The sequence below is a fragment of the Paenibacillus pectinilyticus genome, assembly GCF_001700435.1.
GTDB classification, from domain to species: Bacteria; Bacillota; Bacilli; order Paenibacillales; family NBRC-103111; genus Paenibacillus_E; species Paenibacillus_E pectinilyticus.
In genome coordinates this window covers 146,874-172,745 of sequence record NZ_LYPC01000027.1, presented here as the reverse complement: position 1 = coordinate 172,745, position 25,872 = coordinate 146,874, and the positions used below count along the sequence as shown (strand labels likewise).

17 protein-coding genes are annotated in these 25,872 nt (G+C 45.1%); 3 read left to right on the top strand and 14 right to left on the bottom strand.

Going from position 1 to position 25,872, the window contains the following annotated elements; genetic code table 11:
* Positions 1–31: 31 nt before the first annotated feature.
* The 5 genes from glgD to tdh all read right to left on the bottom strand — a co-directional run bounded on the left by glgD (position 32) and on the right by tdh (position 5,866).
* A complete protein-coding gene (gene glgD / locus A8709_RS22575; RefSeq protein ID WP_065855397.1) occupies positions 32–1,174 on the bottom strand; it encodes a glucose-1-phosphate adenylyltransferase subunit GlgD in 1,143 nt (380 codons plus the stop codon).
* Positions 1,175–1,181: 7 nt separating this feature from the next.
* A complete protein-coding gene (gene glgB / locus A8709_RS22570) occupies positions 1,182–3,086 on the bottom strand; it encodes a 1,4-alpha-glucan branching protein GlgB (protein ID WP_065855396.1) in 1,905 nt (634 codons plus the stop codon).
* A 126-nt stretch (positions 3,087–3,212) separates the two neighbouring features.
* Positions 3,213–3,392: a hypothetical protein gene (locus A8709_RS33805; RefSeq protein WP_425262343.1), complete on the bottom strand. Its 180-nt coding sequence runs from the start codon at positions 3,390–3,392 to the stop codon at positions 3,213–3,215.
* Positions 3,393–3,612: 220 nt separating this feature from the next.
* Entirely contained in the window at positions 3,613–4,785 is a 1,173-nt protein-coding gene (locus A8709_RS22565; protein ID WP_065855394.1) for a glycine C-acetyltransferase, read from the bottom strand.
* Positions 4,778–5,866 (bottom strand): L-threonine 3-dehydrogenase, encoded by a 1,089-nt coding sequence (gene tdh / locus A8709_RS22560; RefSeq protein ID WP_065855392.1) that lies wholly within the window; start codon positions 5,864–5,866, stop codon positions 4,778–4,780. Before tdh ends, A8709_RS22565 begins: the two co-directional genes overlap by 8 nt.
* 179 nt (positions 5,867–6,045) lie before the next feature.
* On the opposite strand from tdh, the gene A8709_RS22555 reads away from it, so the two are divergent.
* Together A8709_RS22555 and A8709_RS22550 are read left to right on the top strand one after the other, a co-directional pair.
* On the top strand, positions 6,046–6,606 hold the full coding sequence (locus A8709_RS22555; RefSeq protein WP_065855390.1) for a helix-turn-helix domain-containing protein: 561 nt from the start codon (positions 6,046–6,048) through the stop codon (positions 6,604–6,606).
* Positions 6,607–6,765: 159 nt separating this feature from the next.
* On the top strand, positions 6,766–7,989 hold the full coding sequence (locus tag A8709_RS22550; protein WP_065855388.1) for an amidohydrolase: 1,224 nt from the start codon (positions 6,766–6,768) through the stop codon (positions 7,987–7,989).
* A 113-nt stretch (positions 7,990–8,102) separates the two neighbouring features.
* Here A8709_RS22550 and A8709_RS22545 read toward each other — a convergent pair whose 3' ends face one another.
* The 9 genes from A8709_RS22545 to A8709_RS22505 all read right to left on the bottom strand — a co-directional run bounded on the left by A8709_RS22545 (position 8,103) and on the right by A8709_RS22505 (position 24,908).
* Positions 8,103–13,190, bottom strand: a complete 5,088-nt coding sequence (locus tag A8709_RS22545; protein ID WP_065855386.1) for a golvesin C-terminal-like domain-containing protein — start codon at positions 13,188–13,190, stop codon at positions 8,103–8,105.
* A 219-nt stretch (positions 13,191–13,409) separates the two neighbouring features.
* Positions 13,410–14,627, bottom strand: coding sequence for an SGNH/GDSL hydrolase family protein (locus A8709_RS22540; RefSeq protein ID WP_065855384.1), 1,218 nt, complete (start codon positions 14,625–14,627; stop codon positions 13,410–13,412).
* 17 nt (positions 14,628–14,644) lie between these two features.
* Complete coding sequence (locus A8709_RS22535) at positions 14,645–16,861, bottom strand: FAD-dependent oxidoreductase (RefSeq protein ID WP_084225315.1); 2,217 nt, start codon at positions 16,859–16,861, stop codon at positions 14,645–14,647.
* Positions 16,862–16,961: 100 nt separating this feature from the next.
* A complete protein-coding gene (locus A8709_RS22530) occupies positions 16,962–18,581 on the bottom strand; it encodes a response regulator (protein ID WP_065855381.1) in 1,620 nt (539 codons plus the stop codon).
* Between the two features lie 3 nt (positions 18,582–18,584).
* Positions 18,585–20,324, bottom strand: a complete 1,740-nt coding sequence (locus A8709_RS22525; protein WP_065855379.1) for a sensor histidine kinase — start codon at positions 20,322–20,324, stop codon at positions 18,585–18,587.
* An 89-nt stretch (positions 20,325–20,413) separates the two neighbouring features.
* The gene (locus tag A8709_RS22520) at positions 20,414–22,000 is read right to left on the bottom strand and encodes an extracellular solute-binding protein (protein WP_065855377.1); all 1,587 of its coding nucleotides are present in this window, start codon (positions 21,998–22,000) and stop codon (positions 20,414–20,416) included.
* Positions 22,001–22,071: 71 nt separating this feature from the next.
* Positions 22,072–22,941: a carbohydrate ABC transporter permease gene (locus tag A8709_RS22515; RefSeq protein ID WP_065855375.1), complete on the bottom strand. Its 870-nt coding sequence runs from the start codon at positions 22,939–22,941 to the stop codon at positions 22,072–22,074.
* Positions 22,942–22,954: 13 nt separating this feature from the next.
* Positions 22,955–23,902 (bottom strand): ABC transporter permease, encoded by a 948-nt coding sequence (locus tag A8709_RS22510; protein ID WP_065855373.1) that lies wholly within the window; start codon positions 23,900–23,902, stop codon positions 22,955–22,957.
* A gap of 181 nt (positions 23,903–24,083) precedes the next feature.
* Positions 24,084–24,908, bottom strand: a complete 825-nt coding sequence (locus A8709_RS22505) for a phytanoyl-CoA dioxygenase family protein (protein WP_065855371.1) — start codon at positions 24,906–24,908, stop codon at positions 24,084–24,086.
* Between the two features lie 138 nt (positions 24,909–25,046).
* Here A8709_RS22505 and A8709_RS22500 point away from each other — a divergent pair, with 138 nt between their 5' ends.
* Positions 25,047–25,868: an AraC family transcriptional regulator gene (locus tag A8709_RS22500; RefSeq protein WP_065855369.1), complete on the top strand. Its 822-nt coding sequence runs from the start codon at positions 25,047–25,049 to the stop codon at positions 25,866–25,868.
* The last annotated feature ends 4 nt before the right edge of the window (positions 25,869–25,872 follow it).

Sequence of the window (25,872 nt, the reverse complement as noted above, 5' to 3'; positions counted from 1 at the left end):
TTCTTCCCTTACCAAAAGTACATGCGTGTACTTATGAAGTCACACCATTTTTTTCTGCCACAAAGGGGTGGGTGAACTGTCCGCGTAAGATAGCCCCTTGTTCCACAACAACCTGCTTGTCCAAAATAACATGATCCAAATAGGCGTTATCTGCGATTGCACACTGATGCATCACGATACTATTTTTGATACTAGCGCCTCGATTCACCTTTACCCCAGGAAACAAAATGCTATTTTCCACATAGCCTTCAATGCTGCAGCCATGCGCGATGAAAGAGTTGCGAATCAAGGCATTGTCATGACAAGCCGTTTCCTCTTCGACCTCTTGCTTTGTATAGACGGAATCTTGGTTAATCATAAATTGATGCCATCCATGCGGTTGCAGGAGGTGCATACTATGGGCATAGTAACTATCTATCGAATCCATAATCGCCACGTACCCATGATTGGCGTAGCCTTGAACATCCATATCGGCTAAGTGGCTCCAGATGACATCTTTCAAGTACCTCTCACTTCCACGCCTCATACTCTGCTCGATTAACTCAATTAGTAGACTTCGTTTGATGATCATCGTATCCAAATCAATATTCTGAGGTTTTAAGCTTGGCAGAGCATGGTAAGTAGGCGTGACGCTGATGACTCTACCCTGATCGTTCATTTCCAGGTTATAGGCATGACCAATATGGGCATGACGATCCATTTCCGTTAAATGTTTATAGAGAATCGTAATATCAGCGTCGTTGCTGAGATGGTAATCGACCATATTTTCAAAATTCATATGATAGATGACACTGCTGGGTGCAATCAGTATATACGTTTCGTTGCAATCTCTTAACAAATCAATATGACTGTACAGATGTAGCAAATCCCCCTCCGTATCCTTAACCAGATTGCCAATCGTAGAAAAAGGAGGAAGAACAGTTACACCGCCCTCCGTGGTCGTATCTAAGCCCCAATGATGCCCATCACCCACATGATCGAGCAGGGAGTCTGCTTTGGCATTCGACAACAGCATGACCTTCTGAATACCCGAATTGCTCATATTGGAGAGTGCGAAGTCGATCATCCGATAACGACCGGCAAAAGGCACGGCACCCACACATCGATTGCGTGTTAGCGTAGATAAATCATCTTGCTCATTCATCAAATTGATCATTCCAAGAACATCCTTCATCGTTCTCTCATCCTTCCGAAGGGATATATTTGAAGATAACTCCTGCAAGTGGCGGTATGTTAACCATAATACTGTAAGGATTGCCCTGACAGGACCATTCCTGGGTTTCCAACATGTTCGCATTGGTCATTCCTGATCCGCCAAATTCCGGCTTATCGCTGTTAAAGACCTCTTGGTAACGTCCAGGCTCCTCAACCCCAAGGCGATATCCTTCATGTGTTTCAGGCTTAAAATTGTTAATGATAATAAGCTGTTCATTGTTCGTCTTTGATTTTCGTAAGAGTATCACGAGACCATCCTCTTTATCGTCCGCATTTAAGGATGTAAGGCCATTCTGCTCGAAATCAAGTTCCCATAAGGCTTTTTCCGCTATGTAAAAATGATTCATCTGCTTCACAAATTCCGCAAAGTGCTGGTGCTCTTCAAATTGCAGCAACTCCCATTCCAAGGAGCCCTCTGAATCCCAATCATCCATTTGACCGAATTCATTGCCCATAAATAGCAGCTTTTTACCTGGATGTCCCATCGTATACGTATAAAGTGCACGCAGATTAGCAAAACGCTGCCAATTGTCTTCCCCAGACATTTTACCTAGCAGTGATTTGGTCGGAGGATCCATTTCGTCATGTGAATAAGGCAAGACATAATTCTCATCCCTAATTCCCAGAAGCGACTGGGTCAACCGATCTTCCTGTCCGCTGCGTTCGGTTTGATTTTTTTTCATATATTCCAGCGTGTGCCACGTATAGGCTAGATTCCATTTGTAATTAAAACCTAGTCCGCCATACGCAACTGGTGTTGTTACACCAGGATACGAACTAGAGTCTTCTGCAATCATGAGCACATCCGGATATCTGGCAAATACGACCGCATTCAATTTTTGCAGAAAGGCAATCCCCTCCAGATTCTCCTCTCCACCCTGTTCATTCCTAATGCATTCCGCTTCTGGTCGTTCAAAATTCAACGTCAACAGGCTATAGACAGCATCGATTCTTAGTCCATCCAGATGATACATATCCAACCAGAACAGCGCATTTGAGATTAAAAAGCTAACGACTTCTGGCCTGCCATAATCGAAAATATAAGTCCCCCATGTCGGATTCTCACCCTTGCGGCTGTCTGCATACTCGTAGAGATGTGTCCCATCGAATCGAGATAAGCCGTGCACATCTTTGCAGAAATGAGCGGGGACCCAGTCCATAATCACGCCCAGACCTTTTTGATGACACTGATCAACAAAGTACATAAAATCTTTCGGAGATCCAAAACGGCTTGTCACCGAATAATAACCAGTTACCTGATATCCCCATGAAGAGTCAAGCGGATGTTCGGCTAACGGCATCAGCTCAATATGGGTATAACCCCGCTCGAGCACATAGTCGATAAGTTCATCTGCAAAGTCCACATAACTGTAAAAGCTACCGTCCTCCTTGCGTTTCCAACTACCCAAGTGCACTTCATAGATGAGCAGTGGCTGCTGCAAATGTTGATTCGACGAATTATTCTCCTGCCAGACTCCATCCTGCCATTCATAATGTTCAAGCGAAGTAACAATGGATGCTGTTTCCGGCCGAACTTCCGAATGAAAAGCGTAAGGATCCGATTTCAGATAACGATCACCGTCCATCGTCACAATTTCATATTTATATAAAGTGCCTTCCTCCAGTTCGGGAATAAATAGTGTCCAAATGCCTTCGTTCATTGCCATAGCATGATGGCTGCCATCCCAGCCGTTAAAACTGCCAGATACGTTCACCTCTTTGGCATTGGGCGCCCACACCGCGAAGTTGACTCCTTTGCAGCCATCGCGCTCTTCGAAGTGAGCCCCAAGAAATTGATAGCTCTGATACTGTGTGCCCTCATGCAATAAGTAGTAAGCATCCGTGTTGGATACCGAGGCAATTGTCGTCATTCTATTTCCTCCCGCGTGTTGAATTTATTCTATATTACACTTATTTAGGCGGACTGAAACAACAAACGCACAAGCTTATTCCCATGTGGGAAAGCTTGTGCGTCACGCTTTCTTTTTGGACAACGATTATAACTTCTCCAACGCCTTAACGTTGCCGAAGACCGGCATCGTCGTCCCCTTTACGGGTGCGGCCCAGTAAACGGAATTCGAAATCACCTTCAGGACTTCCTGATTATGGTAGGTTGGTGAGGTTTCATATCCAGGTCTAAAGACGAAAATCTTCCCTTTGCCTCGCGTATACGTCATACAAGAAAAATTGAAAGCGTTTTATAATGGTAGGCTTTGGGTTAATTCAACCTCCCTTCAAGCTAACAAAAAAAGAAACACGATAACCCCAATTGGGTTCGTGTTCCTCTTCTGAATCTACAATTAATTATAGAGCATAACATATTCAAGCAGGATTTTGCTCGTAAAACGCGATGTACTGAAACGGAAGGAATCGATGGTCTGTTCAACTATCCACTTTTTACTCCAAAATCTGTTTCCCCGCCTTATGCAACGCATGTAGCGCAAAATCAAGATCTTCCCGTGTATGCTGAGCCGTGACAATAAAACGCACGCGACCTTTGTCCATGGCCACCGTCGGATAGACGATCCCTTGGGCATAGACACCTTCTTGCAGAAGCAAATCAGAGAACTGCATCGTCTTTGCTGGATTCCCCACGATAACAGGAATGATCGGCGTCTCGCTGGCACCTGTGTCGAAGCCCAGTGCTTGCACCTTCGAACGGAAATAAGCAGCGTTCTCCCAAAGCTTCGCGATGAGGTCACCGCTTTGCCCAAGCACTTGAATGGCCGAGAGGCAAGTAGCTGCTACCGCCGGTGTTTGAGACGTACTGAACAAGAAAGGCCGCGCTTTATGAATCAGGTAGTCTTTGACAACTTGGTCACAAGCTACGTACCCTCCAACAGCGCCAACCGCCTTCGAAAGGGTGCCGATCTGAATGTGCACACGACCATGTAAGCCGAAATGATCCGTCGATCCCTTGCCGTTCTTGCCAAGTACACCGCTGGCATGGGCATCGTCTACATAGACAAAGGCATCATATTTCTCAGCAAGTGCTACAATAGTCGGCAGCGGGGCGATATCGCCATCCATGCTAAAAACACCGTCCGTCACAACAATACGCTTCTGAAATCCAGCACTCTCTTTTAACGCTGCTTCCAACTGATCCATATCTTTATGGGCAAATACTTTCCGCTGCGCTTTCGTTAACCGAATCCCGTCAATGATGCTGGCGTGATTTAACTCGTCACTGATGACGACATCATCTGGTCCAAGCAGCGAAGCTAGAACCCCTTGATTCGCCGTAAAGCCGGATTGAAACACAAGTGCCGCTTCGGTTCCCTTAAATCTAGCAAGCTCTTGTTCAAGTTGATCATGGATATCAAGCGTCCCTGTGATGGTTCGTACCGATCCGCTACCAACACCATATTTCTCAATCGCACGAATAGCCGCTTCCTTCATACCAGGATGCTCGGTAAGTCCTAAATAATTGTTAGAGGACATTTGCAGTACCGAGCGTCCATTCAATGTCATCCATGCACCAGAACCGCTCTCCCATACGGTCAGTGGACGGTAACGGCCCTCCATCTGCAATTGCTCCAGTTCTTGCTGTAAGGTGTTCCAACTAGCCATGAATCGCACACTCCTTCATTGAGGGTAATTGTATTTCTGTATCATGTAAAAAAACGATTTTACCGCATTGCCCTGATATCATTAGTTCAAAGGCTTTCTCATAGTCATTCAGTGAAAATGTGTGCGTGATAAGTGGTTTCAAATCGATTCGTTTCTGATCGAGCAAACCTTTTAGCTGATACCATGTCTGGTACATACGCCTACCGGTAATCCCTTCAATTCGCAAGCCTTTGAAAATAATATGACGTGATAAATCAAGCGGCACTTCTTGTGTAGGAATGCCGAGTAAGGATACTCGCGCTGCGGAGGCCGCTGCCTCAAATCCACCGCGAATCGCATCTGGGTATCCTGACATTTCTAAGACAACTTCAGCGCCTTCACCGTCGGTATAAGCTCGAATAGCACTTACCATGGATTCTTCTCGGCTATTGATGATATAGTCAGCGCCCATTTGCTTCGCAAGTGACAAGCGATACGAATTAATGTCAACAGCGATCACAACGCCAGCTCCGCTCGCTTTGGCAACGGCAACCGCCATCAACCCGATGGGCCCAGTACCGATGACAACAACCGACTTCCCAACGATTTCACCCGACAAGACAGTCTGCACCGCATTACCCAGCGGGTCTTGCAAACAGGCCAGCTCAAACGGCATATCCGGCCTGTTGTGGATGACGTTCGATGCTTTAACAACCGCATATTCCGTAAAACAGCCTGGCGCTGTAATCCCGAAGCTAACCGTATTCGGGCAGACATGCGCGTTGCCGGTTCGGCAAGCTTTACATACACCGCATACGATGTGGCCTTCGGCTGAAACATGATCTCCGACTTTCACATTGGTCACTTGGCTGCCGATCTCTTCGACCACGCCAGCGAATTCATGACCGAATACATTCGGTGTTACGACTGCGCTTTCCGCCCAGTCATCCCATTTATAGATATGGACATCCGTCCCGCAAATCGAGGTAGCTTTTATTTTAACCAATACTTCGTCGGGTCCACAGTGTGGTATCGGGACTTCACGTAAAACTGCACCAGGTCCACGAACCTCTTTTACAAGTCCGATCATCGTCTCTCTCATGTTGTATGCCCCCTTTTTCAAAAGAAGAAAGTTTACTATATTAACTTTTTGTGCGTTATCTTGCATATACAATATATTATACATACGGATGGTATATTGTACATATCTGTTTGAAAATATTTCGCAGCTATGCTAAATTTGGTTTATACTTGAGGTACTTGTAGGAAGAGGAGAAATGAATGGATCAAGAGCAAATTCATAAAAAGATCGGGAAAAACCTTCAGAATATACGTAAAGCAAGATCACTCAGTTTGGATCAGGTCGCAGAATTAACGGGTGTCAGCAAGGCGATGCTTGGTCAGATCGAGCGTGGTGATTCCAATCCAACAATTTCGATCTTGTGGAAAATCGTAAACGGACTTCACATCTCATTTACTTCGCTGATCGAGGACAATGTCCCCAAAGTGACCCATATCCACCTCGATGAAATAGAACCTTTTCTAGAGGAGGATGGGCAATATCGAGCATTCCCTATCGTTCCCTTTGAGCAGAAAAAACAATTTGAAATCTACACCGTTGAAATTGAAGTCGGCTGTACCCATGCCTCGGAAGCACATTATGACGGCGTGGAAGAATACATTTTGATGATCAGCGGTGCGCTTCGACTCCGTATTCAGGATGAAACCTACGAGTTGAAAGCCGGAGACGCCATTCACTTTTCCGCCGATCAGCCCCATGTTTATGAGAACATCGCAGATGAGAAAACGATGTATAACACGATCATTTGTTATCCTTTGTAAGTAGGGAGAAAGAAAGAGCTTCTACATGCAGATTGTTCTGCACGGTAGAAGCTCTTTTCTTACAACATACTCTTTAAACATCTGGTAGCTGATTTCGATTGTTTCGCAACTTTATTGTAAAATGAATTGTCGTTAATTCTGTGAAAAGGATGGGATATCGTGTTAAATGCTTCTTATTGGTTAACAAATGTGAGATTAGAGCAGGGCTATGTCAAAGAAGACGGACAAATCGTCGGTACACATACGAAAATATGTCATATTAGGATTGACGGTGACACCATAGCTGAAGTGATTGGATCAGAATTGGAGCCTAAGGGACATCTTCCCAAGTATGATTGCAAGGAGCTCCTGCTGCTGCCCTCTTTCGAAGAAGCGCATATCCATTTAGATAAAACGTATTATGACGGACCTTGGAAAGCGGTTAACAAAGCTTCAAGCATTTTCGAGCGAATTGAAGAAGAAAAAATATTATTACCTAAACTACTGCCTATGGCAAGACAACAAGCAGAGCGTATTTTGGCGCTTATTCAAGGCTTTGGTGCCACGCATGTTCGCAGCCATTGTAATATCGAACACGTCAGTGGACTGCACCGTTTAGAGGCAACCAAGCTAGCTTTGGAGACATTCTCTGGTAAAATATCCTCTGAAATTGTTGCTTTCCCGCAGCATGGGCTGCTTCGATCAAATTCTGCCCAGCTCGTAAAGGAATCCTTAGTAGAAGGAGCGACTCTTGTCGGTGGGGTAGATCCATATACGGTAGATGGCAATATTGAAAAGTCATTGCAGACGATGGTAGAGCTAGCAGTTATGAACAATGCGGGTATCGATCTTCACTTGCATGATCGGAATGAAGCTGGAAAGCAAACTTTGCTGCGGCTGGCTGATTTGACGGAAGAGGCTGGCTTGCAGGGCAAAGTAACCATTAGCCATGCGTTTTGGTTTGCTAGTGCTCCTGAGCAGGAATCAGAAGAGGTAGCTGCACGGATGTCTTCTCTGGGCATGTCCATAGCCTCGACGGTGCCAATCGGCAAGTCCACAATGCCTCTCCCCATGCTGCATAACAAAGGTGTTCATGTAAAATTAGCAACAGACAGCCTGACGGATCACTGGTCTCCTTTTGGAAATGGAGATCAGCTGGAGAAGGCTGGACGGTTCGCTGAATTATATGGGTATAACGATGAATATTCACTCTCTCAATCCCTGGGATTCATTACTGGCGGGATAACGCCGCTCGACCATACAGGTGAGCAAGTATGGCCAAAGGTTGGTGACATCGCAAGCTTTGTGCTCCTGCCTGCCAGTTGCTCGGCAGAAGCCATAGCGCGAAGAACTAATCGTCAAGCTGTATGGTACAAGGGATTGCTCGTAAGCGGATCTTTGTGAACTTATCTCGATGAGGACAACAATACAAAACACCGCGGTAGCTTATATAATAATAAGTTACCGCGGTGTTTTGTTTATAAAACGTAATCTAGTGTTTACTCAATCTAGGTACATTAATAGGTTAACCACGCGAGCCATGCTAAGCTGAAGGATTGCCTTTCGAATTTGACAGCATCAGCCCTCGTATAAATCATATCCGCAGGAAGGGTTGGTGGATCTACCGTTGTCGGCGTTTCTCTGGTTAAACGAACATACTCGCTGCCGTCTCCTGTAAAATTGAACGTTCCCAGAGTAACCCACCCCGACGAGCCGACAGTCGCATCGAGATATGTGACCTCGGTAACTGACTGATGCTTCACTTCCACTTTGACATGATTATCATTGGCCGTTGTATGGACGAGCTTGTAGATCGAGACCGTATATCTCCCCTCAGGAAACTGAGCCTTCCATGTCGCGGATGATCCTTGTACGGTAGAGTAACGTGACTTCACACCAATCTTATAGCCAGCTAAATTACTTTGGCTCCAAGAACCTTCCGTTGTATATAACCCTGCCGAATTCGTGCTGTCGACGATAACCGTCAGATCCCTGATCGCTATCGCCAAAGGCGGCGTTGTTAAAGTCACTCCGTCCATCGTTACCGTGGCCCACACCGAGATGTGATCCGTTTCCCCATCTAGGCTTTGAAGGGTTAACAAACCGCTGCTGTTCACTTCAGCCAGATCGGTTCTATCAACAAAATACTGCACATTTGCCTGGGTCAAATCACCGATCAGACCGTTATCCAAATGGCCAGTTACGTTCAGTTGAGCAGCTTGAGTCATCTGCAAGTCATCCCGATCCGACTTGATGGCCACCGACTCCAGTTGGAGCGCGCTATTAGGATCCACCCACATCATGGCATCAGCAACTACCCGCGACTTGTTGGCCTTATTGGATAGTTCCACATACCCGCTATCCCCTGCTGCAAAAGGATAGGCCCCCAGGAACACCCACGTACCATTGGCCGCTGATTCATCAACGGTTACCGTTTCGGAGCCCCCGCTATAATTAACGGTAAATGAGGCATTGGTAGCCCAATTTTCACTCGTGGCGGTTATTTGCGGGAGCTTGTAATACACGCTATAAGTGACAATTTCAGGAAGATCTGGACGCCAAGCAATTTTACTTGTTGCTGTGCCAGTGGTCGATTTGGCATACACGTAGTTATCATAGTAGTAGTCATTGGCCGTTGTATCTCGTATCCAAGTGCCTTCTGTCTCAGCCTCCGTATTATCTACAACGATAGACGATCCTTCGTGCCATGCCGGTTGGACCGGCGTTACCGCTACCTGATCCGGCAGATATAACGTCCGCTTGCGGGTCTGTTTGCCGTCGGATTCCACATAATAGGTGAACGTTTGGGATACATCATTTACCCGTATCGACCATTCCATCGGATAGATCGTGTCTGGAACGGTCGTGTACGTGGCCCCGCCATCCAAGGAGTAATGGATCGTCGCTGGCTTTGTCGTTTTTGCCTCCACGTAAGCATCGTAGGACGTTTTGTCGGGCTTGACGATCAGCATGCCTTTAACAGCATCTATTGGACTGTGGACATCGAAGAAATAACTTGCATCCGATGTATCAGCTGTTCTAACCTGATGCAGCGGCACATCAATGTCTAGTCCCTCTACAGTAATAGCGGTTATTCCCTTACTTGAAACCGTGGCCTGAATGATTCCGCCACTCATAACCGATTGCTCCGGTGTGCCATTATCACGGATAATCGTTACGTTATAATCTTGTGCTGGGTTGAACCCGATCATTTGCGCATTCAGTTCGATCGGTGTCTGTACTTCAGAGGTCGACTCGTTAGTTAAACTGATGTAGAATTTATTTCCGCTTTCTCCCGTAATCCAGTTCAATTGCGGATTGTTGGTTTGGATAATCCCTTTGGGCATCCAAAGCCACACGTTCGAATTGCCGTAGAATTGACCTGGTTTATTCCCATAGAGGTGATATTTGAACCATAAGAAATTAGTTTCGAATACGGAAGGGAAGGTAATACTCCCATTTGATTTCAGCGATTGTTCGGTGATCAAATAATCCATCGTTTGCCCGAGCTGCGCCGGCATATGGTGATAATAGATGGATGTAGCCCCGCTAGGACCTTCCAGAGGAAAATCCGGTTCAAGTTGGCTAACCGCGAAGCCCTTATAGTAATAACCTGGATAGCTGGAATACCGTCCGATGACCGCATTATGGGCGATATCCTGCAGCAGTTTATCGCCTGTATAGAGCGATAATCTCAGCATAAATGGCGCCTCCTGCGCATTCATCCGATAATAACCGGTCGTACTTCCCGCTTCAAACGTCAACCCGTTGGGTGAAACAAGCCAATTATCCGCTTGTACGCCACCAGCTACATCCTCAGGGAGCTTGCTCCTAGGATATTCGTATTTCCCACTTTCCGGCCAATGGAACGACTCCGCGTAATTATACGTCTCAGGTTGCGGTATAATAACGGTGCCTTCAGGAACCGGACGAGCAACGAACATGGTAGCGTATTGTTTCGCTTCCTTGTACGCGGCATTCAAGTATTTGGGATCCTTCGTTTCTTCGTATAGCTCCAGGATCTCCATCCACAGCTTGCCATAATAATAAATAAACTCATTTTTACTCACATTTACGGTTGCAGGCGTATCAATATTTTGAGCGATATAGCTGTCTGCTGCATCTTTAGCATCTTGTAAATACTGCGCATCCCCTGTCATACGATACATCATAAGGGGTTGAATGACCGGCCCCCGATCTTTCTGATCCGGATCTCGCACAAGATACTCTTCCTGTCCCAGCGCCCCAATTCCTGCGGAAGTGCCGAGCATTTGATTGACAGCGGCTACGCTTGAAACATCGAACGGCAAGGTTGCCATTTTCCATAAGGACGGCACGCCGTATACGGGCTTCTGCGTTGGCGACCAACCGATACCATTTCGCGAGACACCGTACTGGATGGACGGCAATGCCCTCGTATCGTAGAGCTGGTCGTCTCCGGTCAAATAGTAAGCTCCTAGAAGAGCCGCATTCGATGTTGTTCGAACGCTGTCCTCGTTCTCAATATCAATGAAGCCTTTGGCTCGGTTCCACCAGCCGCTGGGTGACGGGACATAATTAACCGAATCATCCCCCTGCGGTTCGATTTTGAGCGCATCGATCATATTGAACATCGCATCTGTAAGCGATTGATCGGCGACATTTTCCCGATAGGCCGAATAACCGTACTCACTGCGGAGGATATCCTCGTAGGCCGCATACAGACGGCTCTTTTGAGCGATTAGCCCCATATGGAATTGATACGTGCTTTCCGCAGTCATCTGCGAATACGTCCCAAGTTGCGGCGCATAAAGGATCGGCTGCACGCTGCCTTCGTTATTGACAAGACTCATGCCAAGCCGTTGTTGGGAGACGCCTCCCGTCGGTTCAAACTCAACCGGAAGCTCATCAGACGGCACAAATACGCCATAAGTCAAAGCGTTCCCCGACCCGTCATTCTTTTCAACCAGACTCATCGGAGCGCTGAGCTCCCTTAAGCTAGTTGATTCAACCGAACCTACCATTTTGGCATGTGATCTAAAGCCACTTAACACCTCATTGACGCCAGAGACTGACTCTGTTGTGAAAGATTGATAACCAATCACGTAGTTACCATTCCGGCGAGGTATAAAGTCGAAAGAAACATCAGGATTGTCCCCTGCCATGGACCAGTTTACTTGTAAATCGTAATCGCTTCCATGCAAAGAATCGGTTAATACGGCAGTATGGCTATCAGGGAAACTGATCCCGTCGAATGTAATCCACCGTTTGTTCATTGTATCGTAGTAATTGGTTCGACTTCCTGCATTTCCATCTAATAAGACCCATTGTTCTTCAAGTCTTTCCGCCACATTATTGATGGGCACCCAGTTCCCTGTATCCGTGTCCTTATAGAACAGATCACGAACAATGGTTTTGCCTCCATCCCAAGCTGCTTCATAGAAAGTCGCCTTATAGTTTGCGTTTGCAATACTGCCTTTTTCCGTATAACTGAGATTCGCCAATGTGCGGCTGCGCAGCGGGGGCAGCGGGGGTGCTTGCTGCCGGATATTCCCCTCGAACTTGACCGCGTCGGCACGCGTAATAATCGTTCCAGTTGTAGGTTGCGTTCGTGTCAGCCTAACAAATTCGGTATCAGCACCACTGAAATAATAGGTACCCAAATCCACCCAACCGACAGACGGACCTGACGATGGCCTTAGATCCATAAACATAACATCCGTCATCCCATTGTGAACAATTTCGATTTTTACATTGCTATCTGCTTTGTCCGCCCAATCCAGCTTGTAAAACGATATTTTCGCCGTCCCTGCTTCCAAACGCGGATTCCAAGTCATGCTTCTTCCTACAGCATCTGTATAGTTGGAACTGGAATTATTGTAGCCCTTCACGCCCGTACTTGTACTCCAATAAGGAGCCGAGTATCCGTTATTTTTGTTATCCGCATCGACGGTGACAACACCATCCGTTGTGATGCTTCCATTATCAATGATGATCGTCTTATGAGGCTCTTTTTGCCCAATATTCCCTTCGAACTTGACCGCATCAGCGCGCGTAAGAACCGTGCTTGTGCTGCTGGTAGTCCGAGTTAATTTAACGAATTCTTCACCCGTCCCGGAAAAATAGTACGCTCCCAAATCAACCCATCCGGCAGGCGCCCCAAATGAAGGTCTCAGATCCATGAATTGAACATCCGTCGTGCCATTATGAACGATTTCAATTTTCACATTGCTATCCGCTTTGTCTGCCCAATCTAGCTTGTAGAACGATATTCTCGCCGTTCCTGCGTCCAATCGCGGATTCCATGTCATGGTTCTGCCTACTGTACTTGTATATTTGGAACTGGAATTATCATACCCCTTTACCCCTGTACTTGTGGTCCAATTCGGGGCCGAGTATCCGTTATCTGCATTATCTGCATCAGGGGTCACTACACCATCAACCGTGATGCTCCCGTCATCGATGATGAACGTCTTATAGGGCAAAGACTCCGCATCAGCGGTTCCTATTTCGAAATAACTTAGCGGCATAATCATCGTCAACATTAGAACAAGTATGAACAGCTTCTTTTTTATCATACAACTCACATCCTTCCCATGAAATGATTGCGCTTTCAATACTTTCAAGACATAATTCCCTCCTTTATTAGCATGATCGCAAAGAAACAATTAGCCCGATCCATTAGACTAATCCTCCTCCGTCTTTTTTATCATAGCATGTCACTTCACCATGAAATTTCTTTGATTTCAAGAATTTCTTATACGATTTTAAGCAAAAGACCTAAATGGCACTACACTGCTGGGCAGCAGTTAGATGCCATCTAGGTCTTTCAAGGAACACATCCGTTATACTGGCGGCTGCACCAACAACAATTTCCCCAGCTGGATTACCGTTTGATTGTACCAATCCAAGTGCTGCTGAACATGCTCTCTGCTTCGTTCATTGCCGGATGCCTCAAATACAGCCGCTTTGTCTGTCTTCTCGTTATCGATTTCGAAACGAACCGTATGGTTCCCATTCGGAAGCTCCGGTAAGAACACATACTGATTCCGATTATGATCGTTGTACGGTGTGAATCGGTCGACAAGGAACGGCTCCCCGCCATCCACCGTCACCTTCAATCTGCCAGAATCAGGCCCCCCGATATCGAACAGCCCGATGTGAGTACCTTGGAACTGCACCGTGATAGCCTCTTCAGGATCGACTGCTCGCCAAAGACCGGGAAACAACCAATCGTACTTGCGGGCCAGCTCAAAATCATCGGGAGTCACGTAGGACCATCCTGGGGATAAATGGGCATGGCCATCCAGCGGCAGCATAGCTGCGTACTCCCACGGGTTGGCTGGAATCAGAGGATCCTGAGGCAAGTTATGTTCAACACTTCCTGAACGATCTTGAAGTTCACGAATCGCCTCAAATGACCGAGTAATCGTATCCGTGTAAATCTGATGCCCCTCGGGAATGATCGGATGGATCGCATCATGCGTAAAAACAACAGCACCAGGAATGGTCTCTCCTTCACCTGAGCCCCCTGAAGTAAATATAAGCTTGCCCTCCGTCACCAATTGACTGACCGCTACACCCAGATGGATCGAAGGAATACCGTAATAGTCAGCCACTTCCTCCTGCATAATCGCTCCCTTCTGGATCTCCCCAGACTGAAATTCTGCCACATCCCGTTCCTTCAGTGTATAAACGAATAGAATATCGGTAAACCGATTCCGCTTACGGATTTGACGGACAATGCCTTCAATCCGTGCCTTCGATTCAGGAACACCGCCATCGTTACCGACAAATTCAACAAACACGAGATCAGGCTGATGGCGAAGCACATCCGTCTCCAAACGGGCACAGCCCAAATCCGAACCCGTACCGTCAATGCCTGCATTCACAGGGCGGATATCCGCCTTGGGATATTGCCCCTGCAGCCAATCCGCCGTCATGACCCTGTATCCTGCAGAGCGCGTATTACTGCCGCCAAAATAGACGATTGTCACGGTTTCCCCATTTTCCAACTTCTGAATGACATTAGGTAACCCTCTTCGAGGGAATAATTCCTGCATCGCTACTTCACCTGTCCTCACTTATCGTTTTTAGGAGCAAACAATTTGACAGCAAACACTTCATGATAAGGCGAACCGTACGTTGCGGAGAAATGAATCCGGATTCGAGTTACATATGTCGCATCCACTTTATGCTTATTCAACGTGAGATAATTTCCACGGATACTGATTTGCCTCTCGGTACCGTCTTCTAAGGTCAAGGTCACATCATAGTCTTGGATAAGAGACTCAATCGGATCGTCAAAATGCTCCAAGTCCAGCTGCGAATTGAAAACAAGATGGATTTCATCCAGATTTTTAGGACTTGCAAAACAAAGTTCCAACCATTCCTGTCCTTCCGTACGTTCGGAAATCCAGCCATTTGGCAAACCATAAGGTCTGGAATAGCCATTGATGACATTCTCGGGATTATACATATTCTGGGCTGGCAACAGGTCCTTAAAGCAAATGCTCTTATTAAATTTCTTTAGCTTCGATGGCTCTTCCGGCCTATAATGGAAGCTGACCGCTCCTGTTACCTTCTCTTCATTACCGTATACAGCAAGCCTCTCGGTACCTTCCAGCACGACATAAATTTTGTCGTCCGCTGGCTTCGTGCAGCCCAAATCCAGCGTAATCCAGTCGTCATAACCGGCTGCAATAGCCAAGCTGTACTCTTTTAACGGGCTGGTAGGAATATAGTTTTCCTTCCGATCCCCGCCAAACAACTTCACATGCAGCGTTTCCGAAGTTTCGGAACTATTTTTAATTGGGATCCGCACGCTCTCCACCACAGATGTCTGAATCGGCACAACCAAACATACCCCTTGCTCCAAGGGTATCGCCTCAGTTGGATGAAGATTGTCATAGCTGCGCTGAGACGAGGCACGAATTTGTAATCCGTCAGCGAAGTAAGGATCCAACTCCTCTTTAAGCCCTACAATCGTTTGCCCATCTCGAAGCAAGAGCGACTGCAGCTCCCCCATATGTGCTTCGACGATATCTGCGGGGTCTATCTCATATTTCAGGCATAATGAAGCGGCCGTCCCAACCGCCTGCCCCATACAACCGCAGGTTGCCATTACCCTTGTCGATCCGAAAGCAACATGGGTAGCACTGATATTGCGACCAGCGAACATGAGATTAGGGATATTTTGCGAAAATAAACTGCGGAACGGAATATTGTACAAGCCCGGTACGAAATTCCAGGCAGTAGCTGGTCCGTTATCGTAGATACCCTTTGCCGCATGTAAATCCATATACCATCCCCCAACGGATACAGCATCATCGAAATGGGGCTTTGCCGTAAGATCGTTCTGAGATAACATATGATTCCCAATAAACCGCCTCGATTCCCGTTTTCCCGGAATGGGGCATACATAATCCAAGATAAGATTGTCCACATCATCAAATTCGCCGCTATTTTTGATATAATCCCAAATCCCGTAAACCAATTTCCGCAGCTCTAGTGCGATGTCTTCATTATTTGTGATAATATCCATATGCCCGCCATATTCCAGCCACCACAATCCGCCGAGTCCGTTGATTTTTCTAGGAAAAGACCGATGGTTCAAACCTTTTCGGATACTATCAAAAAAGGGCAGCTTCGTAATATCATACGCAAAGCCAGGCCTCTTGTACGGCACGTGATACTCTACATCGCGGGCTTGGAAAAGGATCGTGTCTCCCATGGTGTAGTGGTCCGCCACTTCAGGAGCCAAGTCCTCCTGGTATTCATGCTTCGCTTCTCTCCCCCATCGGAAGTGAGCACCTGCCTGAAATCCGACAATCCCGTCGCCGGAGCAATCGATATAGGTTCGGCTTTCAAAACGAAATTTCCTTTCGGAAGCTAATTGAAGGCCATCCACCCATTTGATTCTGCCGTTCTCCATGCCTGTTTCATGCACGCATGTATTCAGAAATAGCGAAATATTAGGCTCATCATAGACCATATCCAACAAGACCGTATCCGAAAGCGAAAGCATAAGCTTTTTGTTATACAACGGATTATAGTGGAAAATCTTTAACTTTAGCTCTTCCACCAGCCCGCCCTCACGCGCATAATAGGATGGACTTTTTCCGAGATAGGCAGACCCATTAATATGAACTCTAACCTCGCTGCTGGCATTCCCACCCAGAACCGGCCGATCATTAATAAGTGATACTTGCAGCCCTTGACGAGCAGCAGCAATGGCGGCACATATTCCTGCAATTCCTCCGCCTACGACGGTTACATCCGCTTTAATAAGCTCCATTTTGATAACCTCCATGATAAGATACATCTCTCATGGTAGTCCTTTTAAACCCCGTTTTTTTACATAATTTCGCGAAAAACTCATACATTTTTTTGCAAACTTATTTCGATTCATACCGTGTCATTTTTATCCGATATTGCTTAGGTGTATCCCCCGTGTATTCTTTGAATAGTTTACAAAAATACCCTTCATTGACAATTCCTACTTCCTCGCAAAGTTCCAATAACGAATAATCCTGAACTTTTAACAACTCGAGAGCCAGTTGTATTTTTTTTCGATTGATGTAGCTGATAACGCCTTCGTTCATTGTTTTTTTAAAGAGGCTGCTAAAATACGATGGCGCTAAATTCGCATCCTCGGCAATCGCCTCCAAAGTTAAACGCTGTTTCAAATTTTTCTCTATAAACCGCATAGCACCCATAATTTCTGCCCGATGTAAAAGTTGACCAGCGTGAACATATTCGAATGTAAAGTCACTAATATAGGCTAGTTGCTCCTGAAATGCCATAAATTCGATGGGAAACTCCGCTACATCCATGTTTAGTGTGTTCCCCGATTTAAATTTTGCCGTAATGTCTCTGTAAAAATCCCAAAGCATCGGAGCCATGATGGTCTTATGGATTTTATGATCGGTGACAAATTGGTTTAAATTCGCAAATTCTTTCTCCAGCTCTGCCTTGGCAACCTGTCTTTGCACCCAACCAAGAAATTCAGCCAGTTTCTGCTGAAAGTCCACTCTTCTGTCATTATGGTAATGGAACCGATGCGCCGGTGTTTTGACAACTTTCTCTGCATGATAATAGAAATCCTCACTCACATTGTGAGCTTCTGTATAAGCTTGCTTGATCGATTCCCAACCTCGATGCGGACTGCCAAAAGCTACGGATACCCTTTGATTCAAATATTGATGAATATGAGAGACAATCTGGCTTCCCAATGCCTGGCAAGCATATTCCGTATCCATGCTGCTACGATTATTTTCCCAAGAAAGGAAACCAATAAAACGATTATCAGACAAATCTGTAGCTACACCACTGCCACAATTCATAACCGTTTCTTCAATGACATTCGTAATTGCATACTTCAGGATGTTTTGGTCAACTGCCGAATATTCATTTCGGAAACTTTCATACTGATTCATTTCAACAATAAAGCAGCAATAGTTAGCTTGGAAGAAATGGAACTGCATCCGATTCGCGAAATTCGATGCCCGATGAGAAGGTATTTCGCCTCTGATCAGCTCGTTGAAAAATTGCTTGCGGACTCTATATTTATTTTCAAGAACAGATACGTTTAATGTTTGTAATTCCTCTTCTTTTTTCTTAACCTCATCTAAATTTCCAGCTGCCTTCATCAAAGCTCGATCCAAATCCGCTTCATTCAACGGAACCTTAACGATGTACTCCAATACATTGGCGTGAATAGCTCGCTGTGCGTATTCAAATGACGAATAGGCGGTCAACAGAATGAATTGGGTATGCGGCAGATCTGGCTTTAACTGCTCGATCATCGCTATCCCATCCATTCGCGGCATAACGATATCCGAGATAACGATATCCGGCTTTAGCTTTAAAATTTCCTCTATCCCCTTCTGCCCATTATTCGCTTTTCCCACTAACTGGAATCGACTTTCTTTCTGGGAGAGTTCGCTAAAAAATAGTTCCAATCGTTGAATGATTAGATCTTCATCGTCCACGATGAAGCAGGTGTAGTCTCTCACTTATCATGCATCTCCTTCAAACAAACCTACCGGGAATACGGCGCGGACACGGGTTATTTCCTTCGGTATGCTTATAATTTGGAGCCCGAACTGCTCCCCGTAGTGAAGTCTTATTCGACCATGAATATTATGTAATCCAATTCTTTTCCTTTTTACTTCCAGATCACTCGGGTCTGTCGTTAAAATATGCTGGATTCGATCCGCTGGAATTCCCTCGCCTTGATCAATGACCTCGATCATAACGATGTCGCCCTTCCTGTACGCATGAATCGTAATCGGACCTTCGATTCCCCCTCCGTTATAGCCATGGAAGATACTATTCTCCACAATGGGCTGCAGCAGCATTCGAAAAACCGGGAAATCCATTAATCCATCTTCGATACGCTCAATCAAGTTGAAGTGCCTGTTATATCGAATGTTCTGGATCGCAATATAGTCCGCTACGTTTTGCAACTCCTGCCGTAGTGAAACCTTCTCCGAGGCATCGGCGATCCCGTATTCCAAGGATGCAATGAGAGACGCGATCACCACATCCACTTTCTCTATTTGGCCGAGGCGTATGACATTGCTGATAGATCCAAGCGTATTATACAGAAAATGAGGATTTATTTGAGATTGCAGCACTTGGATTTCCAGCTTTCGCTCCAGTTCATTATGAAGCTCTCCTCGCCGGATCAGTTCCACAATTTGCTGCAGCATACGGTCGAAGGCACGGGAAAGGTCGCCGAATTCATCGTTTCGCTTAATGGTAACTGTTGTTGTCAAATCGCCTTGCTCTACCCGCTTCATTTTTGTTTTGAGTGCATAGAGCGGATTCCTTATATATTTGGCTATCAAAAAGGAAATGAACAAGCTTAAAAGAAAACCTGCTACTAGAAGTCCGATATAAAAGGTTTCCAACCGGGACAACGCTGCTTCCAAACGAGATTCATCGTTAATCGAAATGATGGACCAGTTGAATTTCTCCGTCGGTTTCTTCAGAATGGAGACTGGTAAGCCCTCTTTTGTATGCAGTTGAAGGCTTGTTCCCGTCGTATCCAAAATTTGTTCCGCTGACGTTTCCCCGATTGAAAAAGTATGATCTTGGATATTCAGCGGTCCTCTATTTTCCGAAAATCCAGCAATAATTTTGCCCGATGGGGTGATCAGAGCCAGATTCATTTGTTCTTTTTTATTAATCTTGAACAAGGTTTCTTCAATGGCGTTTAGATCCAAATCGACTGCAATGGCCATAGGAAACGGAGAGCCGTTCAAATATCGCACCATCGTAACGGTCCAGCCGGAATACTTCGATTTATAGGGATCACTGACATATGTCGTTCGTCTGTTCTTATCGGCCGCATCAAACAAAGGTTTTCTGTCCGATAAAGGCTCATCAAAAATTCGCGTAGTCGTACTTCCGCCTAGAATGGATAAATCACTTTTGATCAAGTAAATGTTGCTGACGTAATTACTGTTGAGTTCATATAGCTCTCTTAATTGCTTTTTGATCACTTCTGTATTGTCAATGTTGGCATTCACCGACGTTTCTACCGAGAATAAGATCGTCTGGAAGGAAGAAAAATTAACTGTTAAATACTGGTCAACTTTGTCCAAAATTTGGTTCATGTAATAAATATCGTTGGTTCTTATTTCCTTTTGAACATAGCGATAGGACAATTGGCTTATTAAGATGATGCAGCTTAATACAAACGCAAACACAATCAAAAATAGTTTTAAAGGCAAGCTGATTCTTCTTCGCATCGGTCATCTTCCTTTTAAATCCGTATTCTACTAAGCATAGCATAGGACAACAAAGAGAGGGGCGATTTATCGCCACTCTCTTCGTTTATTTACTTGATTAGGCCAGCTTCTTTAAATTGCTTAACAGCTGTATCCTTATATTTCTGCATGTCGAACTTGGTATCTAATGTTTGGAGGAAAGTATCCCAGTTGGTAAGAGGGTCTTTACCCGTCATGAATTTAACTAAGCTTTCATTAATGAATCGTGTGCGGTCAGCTGCCAAGGTATCGCTTGGGTCTGCAGTCAATAAATTCCCGGGCAACGTAGGACCCACATATTGCTGATTGTTCGTGAACGCTTCTGCCGTCTTCGGATTCTGGAAGCTGAAGTACTCGGCATCATCGCCACGACGCGGCATTCTATAATGATCAACCCATAGGTACTTTTCTTTCACTTCCTTGGATAATTCAGAGTTTTTATTTTTGACCTTACCATCCACGATATCCCACTGAATGCCTTTAAGCCCGTATGCGAAATACGGATAGGCTTCTTTGTCCGTAAAGAGATATTCCAGCATAGACAAGATTCGAATGATTTTGTCCTTGTCCGCTTTCTTGGAAATGGCCCACGAATTGCCTTGGAACGATTTTCTCTCTACAATTTGATCGCCATATGGCCCTTTCATTGGAGGAATGACGATCCATTCCGGTACCTCTCCGCCGATTTCTTTCATTTTCTGCTGATAATCCGGCTCCAGTCTGCGTGCATCTCTGATCATGAAGCCAACTTTACCTTTAAATAACTTTTGGTCCAATAAATCAGGCGTAGTCATCGTCACCCAGTCGGGGTCCACAACTTTCGCTGTCATCATTTTATTGATGTAAGCGAGCGCTTCTTTCATTTTGGGATCGGTAAATAGGAACACCGGTTTATTGTCTTTCACATCAATGGCGGAAGGCGGATTAACACCAAACATCCACATCAAGCTATCGAAGCCATAGGTTTGCAGGTTGCCTTCTTTATTCATACCGCCAATGAATCCGTACGTATCGTTTTTACCATTTCCGTCTGGATCTTTCTCTGTAAAGGCTTTCATCACTTCAAACAGCTCGTCAGGGGTTGTCGGCACTTTCATATTCAGCTTTTTTAACCAATCGTTGCGGATAAAGAAGCTGCGACTGATACCGTTTACATTATCATAACCCGGAACTCCGATGGTTTTTCCCAGATAGGTCGTCGCTTCCCAGGAGTCTTGACCAAAACGCTTCTTTAGTTCAGGGAATTGATCCAAGTATGGCGTCAAATCCGCAAGAACACCTTGATCATAATATTGCGCGAGATCGGCTCGACTCTTCAAGAAAAGCAAATCGGGAATATCCCCGCCAGCAATGAGGGTATTTAGTTTGGTTGTCGCTTGCCCTGCTTGAGGAACCATCATATCCAAGTCAATGTTCACTGCCTTCTCCAACATTTGACGTTGAATATCTTCCTCACGTGGAGGTATCGGCGCGGCAGCATTAAACGTACCTTGGTTAAACATCGAAATTTTCATTTTGGTAGCAAACTTGTTACCCTCAGATTGAGGGCTGCTTGAAGTTGTCGGCTTCACTTCATCTTGGTTCCCACATGCTGACAATAGCGTTCCCAGCCCTACAATAGCAGCCAGAACAGTACATGTAATCTTTTTACGTTGCATATTGACCTCTCCTTTTACTTATTTATATATTATCACGGTGTCCCCGTAACAACCTAGGTAGGAATTTCCTTTTAACCTTTAATCGATCCCATGAGCACACCCTTAGCAAAATGCTTTTGCATGAATGGATAAACGATCAAAATGGGAACCGTAGTCACGATAACAGCAGCCATTTGCACGGCAAACTTGCTAACCGTTGCGGAATTGGCCATCGATTCAGAACTTTGTATTGAAACGTTAAGGAGTATGTTGCGCAAGACAACTTGCAGTGGCATTAAGTTCGCATCGTTCAAATAAACAATGGCATCAAAATAACTGTTCCAATGCCCCACGGCATAAAATAGGGAAACAGTAGCAAGTACGGGCATGGACAGGGGTAAAATGATACTCCATAGCGACTGAAGCTCACTTGCGCCGTCTACCCTCGCCGATTCCTCGATTTCAGCAGGCAATTGCTCGAAGAAGCCTTTAATGATCACCAGATTAAATGCACTGATGAGAGTGGGAATAATCAATACCCACGGACTGTTCAGCAGTCCTAGAGAGCGGATTAACAGATAAGTGGGTATCAGCCCTCCACCAAACATCATGGTAAACACAATGAATATTAGAAATATGCTGCGTCCTGGTAAGTATTTTTTGGATAACGGATAAGCTGCCATGATCGTAAACATCACATTTAGCGCTGTGCCTACAATCGTTCGAAACAACGTAATTTTATACGCCTGCCCGATACCATGAGAAATGAAAACTTCTTTATACGCTACAAAGGTAAAGGATTCTGGAATAATTACAATTCCTCTTCTTAACACTTCCGATTCTGACGTCACCGAAACAGCAACCACATATAAAAAGGGAAGAAAGCAAAGTAGTGATAGTACAATTAGAATCGTATAAACGGCTGCTTGCCATACTTTTTCCCCGAATGTCATGTTGATCATTTTGAAAACCACCTCACCATATTTGCCCATCGAATTTTTTGGCGATCTTGTTCGCAGCCAGAACTAATGCAAATCCGATGATAGCTTTAAACAATCCCACTGCAGTAGCCAAGCCAATCTTCAGACGCTCCAATCCTTCACGGTAAACCCATGTGTCGATAATGTCGATCTTCTCCTGGTTAAAGCTGTTGGCAAACATGAATATTTGATCAAAGCCAGCGTCCAGAATATGGCTTAATTTCAGGATCAGCATAAGAACAATGACGCCTCGAATGCCGGGTAATGTGACGTGCCATAGCTGCCTCCACTTGGAAGCGCCATCCATTCGAGCTGCTTCATATAAGCTTGGATCAATGCCTGCTAATGCGGCGAGATACAATATCGCTCCCCAGCCAATATCCTTCCATATCTCAGATAAGATAATCAGCACTCTACCCCAAGCTGGTTCCGTTAGAAAAGAAATTGGCTCAAAGCCATTTTGCTTTAAAATCATGTTAAAAAGGCCATCCCCTGGGGCTAATAAAGCCACCATCAGTCCGTAAACAATGACCCATGACAGAAAATGGGGTAAATACGTGATCGTTTGTACCACTTTCTTAAACCATTGGGTATACACTTCATTAAGAAGCAACGCAAGTAGGATGGGAGCGGAGAAACCGAACAATAGCTTATACAGCGATATGATAATCGTATTTCTCATAATGTCCCAGAAATAAACACCATGAATAAAATCCTTGAAATTCTTCAATCCCACCCACGGGCTATCCCATAGACCCAATGCCAAGTTATAGTTTTTAAAAGCAATAATGATTCCCGCCATGGGAATATATTTGAATACGGCAAAGTAAACCAATGCCGGGAATAAGAGTGCATACAACACTTTATACTTCTGTATCGTTCTTATCCATGAATTCCGCTTTTTGGGAAGGGGCATGGCGTCCGCTGCCAATTTCGCTTGCATGTCATCACCTCGTCTTTATTTATATTTGTATAATAGCACCCCCCTGACGGATAAATTTCTGTGATTTCTAGAATTTCTTACAAGATATTAAGTAGTAGGTTTCTGGATACTTCCCATACAGGTAGGCATAAATAAACAAAAAAAAGAATGGTCTGCCTTTGATCAGCAGCCATTCTCCCCTTTATTTGAAATGTCCCTTCGGCTTTTTCCCGCTCCATCGTTCATCTACTTTCTCATTCACCGACTGGTACCTCGCATCAACACTAATCCGGTACTGGTTCGTCGTATTTTCAAGGGAGCAATGCATCAAGAACATGCCAAAGATGAGTACATCTCCTGCCTGAAATTCGGTCGTTGCCCACTTACCGCCAAATTTCTCCGTAATGAACAACGGATCATCCGTATAGTGATTAACCCCATCACGATCAGAATCCTTGGAACCATAGGATGCCTTCAATTTCTCGAAACGGTGTGAGCCCAGGCAGATGGCTAGCCCGCCCATGTCATAGGGGACATCTCCCAGCGGGGACCATACCGTATACACATTATGAGTTCCTCTCCCCATGTAAACGATATCATAATGAGCCCCTGTGAAGTCACCTTTTCCAACAGCTCTCAGCCATTTGTAATGGTAGGTTAACGATTTGTCACCAAGAAATTCATCAAAGAAGCGCATAATATGATCGCCATTCAAAACATTTAAGAGCGCAGGCAAATCTTCATTCGTTCCCCCCATGAAAATGGTTTTGCTGCCATCGGCCATCACGCCATCCTCAAGCTGTGTGTCGCGATCTAACTTCCCCATCTGAGCCATTTTTTCCAAAATGCTTGTACGAGCTTCCAACACCTTGTCTCGATCATGAAATCCGCGAATCAATAAGTACCCATCCTCTTCCATTCGCTCACGCAATGCTCCGATATCATGAAAAATATCATTGGAGCTTCTAAGTTCCTCTAAATGCTGCCCATGCATCTCTAGTTCACGGTTGCCGACTTTCACCATCATCTTCATCCACTCTCCTAAGTTCTTAATGGCTAACTTATAGTTTAAGTATAGGTTGAACAGGTCATTTCAACCATGGATTAGCGTTATCATTTCATGTATAATCGTACAATATTGAAGAACGACGCGAAGGAGAACACTATGACCTCTATTAACATTCCTTATAAGTTAGAGAAGAGAGAAGTTCCTCTCCCTGTATTTCACTCCATCTGGCAGGTACAAGTCGATAATAGCTATGAAGTATTGAATCGAGAGGGCTTCAAAATCCCATGTCTCTTCCTTACTTATGATGGGAAGGGTAGCATTACATTGGGTAATCATACGTATGAGTTGGAGAAAAACACCTTTTTCTTCGTGGAAGACAGTATTCCTACCATGTACAAATGTCTGAATAACAATTGGAAGTTTTACTTTCTAGATTTTAGTCAGCTAAACATGACCCGTCATCTACAACTGCCAGTAATGGAAGTGATCTCTACCGGCAAAATGGCAGAAGTCATGCAATTGTGCGAACGGATGATTGACGGCTTAATTGTTCAGCCCCATGGCTATGAATATGCATCCAACATCTCGCTGCAAGAATTGTTACTCTTGCTTTCTAGGGAACATTCCTTGGTTTCCCTTTCTCCTCACAGTGAGCTCAATCAAATTCTCATTTATATCCATCGAAATTTAGATAAGCAAATTCGGATCGAAGACCTGCTCCAGCTATGTGGCTGGTCGCGTACGACATTTTTCACCCGGTTCCGTGCTCTGACAGGCTTATCTCCAACCGATTACCTCTTAAAACTAAAGCTAGCGGCTGCGAGAGTTACTCTCGAAACCACTAGCTTATCGTTGAAAGAAATTGCAGCTAAGCTGCATTTTTATGATGAATTCCATTTTTCCAAGCTATTTAAGAAAGCATATGAGCAATCTCCCAGTACGTACCGGAAGGTGAAAATGGGAACTGAGAAGCCATAATACG

Excerpts from the sequence above, each read along its gene's own strand:
- A8709_RS22520 (WP_065855377.1), bottom strand. The coding sequence starts at position 22,000 with ATGCAACGTAAAAAGATTACATGTACTGTTCTGGCTGCTATTGTAGGG.
- A8709_RS22535 (WP_084225315.1), bottom strand. The coding sequence starts at position 16,861 with ATGGAGCTTATTAAAGCGGATGTAACCGTCGTAGGCGGAGGAATTGCA.
- glgB (WP_065855396.1), bottom strand. The coding sequence starts at position 3,086 with ATGACGACAATTGCCTCGGTATCCAACACGGATGCTTACTACTTATTG.
- A8709_RS22555 (WP_065855390.1), top strand. The coding sequence starts at position 6,046 with ATGGATCAAGAGCAAATTCATAAAAAGATCGGGAAAAACCTTCAGAAT.
- A8709_RS22500 (WP_065855369.1), top strand. The coding sequence starts at position 25,047 with ATGACCTCTATTAACATTCCTTATAAGTTAGAGAAGAGAGAAGTTCCT.
- A8709_RS33805 (WP_425262343.1), bottom strand. The coding sequence starts at position 3,392 with ATGACGTATACGCGAGGCAAAGGGAAGATTTTCGTCTTTAGACCTGGA.
- A8709_RS22505 (WP_065855371.1), bottom strand. The coding sequence starts at position 24,908 with ATGATGGTGAAAGTCGGCAACCGTGAACTAGAGATGCATGGGCAGCAT.
- A8709_RS22565 (WP_065855394.1), bottom strand. The coding sequence starts at position 4,785 with ATGGCTAGTTGGAACACCTTACAGCAAGAACTGGAGCAATTGCAGATG.
- glgD (WP_065855397.1), bottom strand. The coding sequence starts at position 1,174 with ATGAAGGATGTTCTTGGAATGATCAATTTGATGAATGAGCAAGATGAT.
- A8709_RS22540 (WP_065855384.1), bottom strand. The coding sequence starts at position 14,627 with ATGCAGGAATTATTCCCTCGAAGAGGGTTACCTAATGTCATTCAGAAG.
- tdh (WP_065855392.1), bottom strand. The coding sequence starts at position 5,866 with ATGAGAGAGACGATGATCGGACTTGTAAAAGAGGTTCGTGGACCTGGT.
- A8709_RS22510 (WP_065855373.1), bottom strand. The coding sequence starts at position 23,902 with ATGCAAGCGAAATTGGCAGCGGACGCCATGCCCCTTCCCAAAAAGCGG.
- A8709_RS22515 (WP_065855375.1), bottom strand. The coding sequence starts at position 22,941 with ATGATCAACATGACATTCGGGGAAAAAGTATGGCAAGCAGCCGTTTAT.
- A8709_RS22525 (WP_065855379.1), bottom strand. The coding sequence starts at position 20,324 with ATGCGAAGAAGAATCAGCTTGCCTTTAAAACTATTTTTGATTGTGTTT.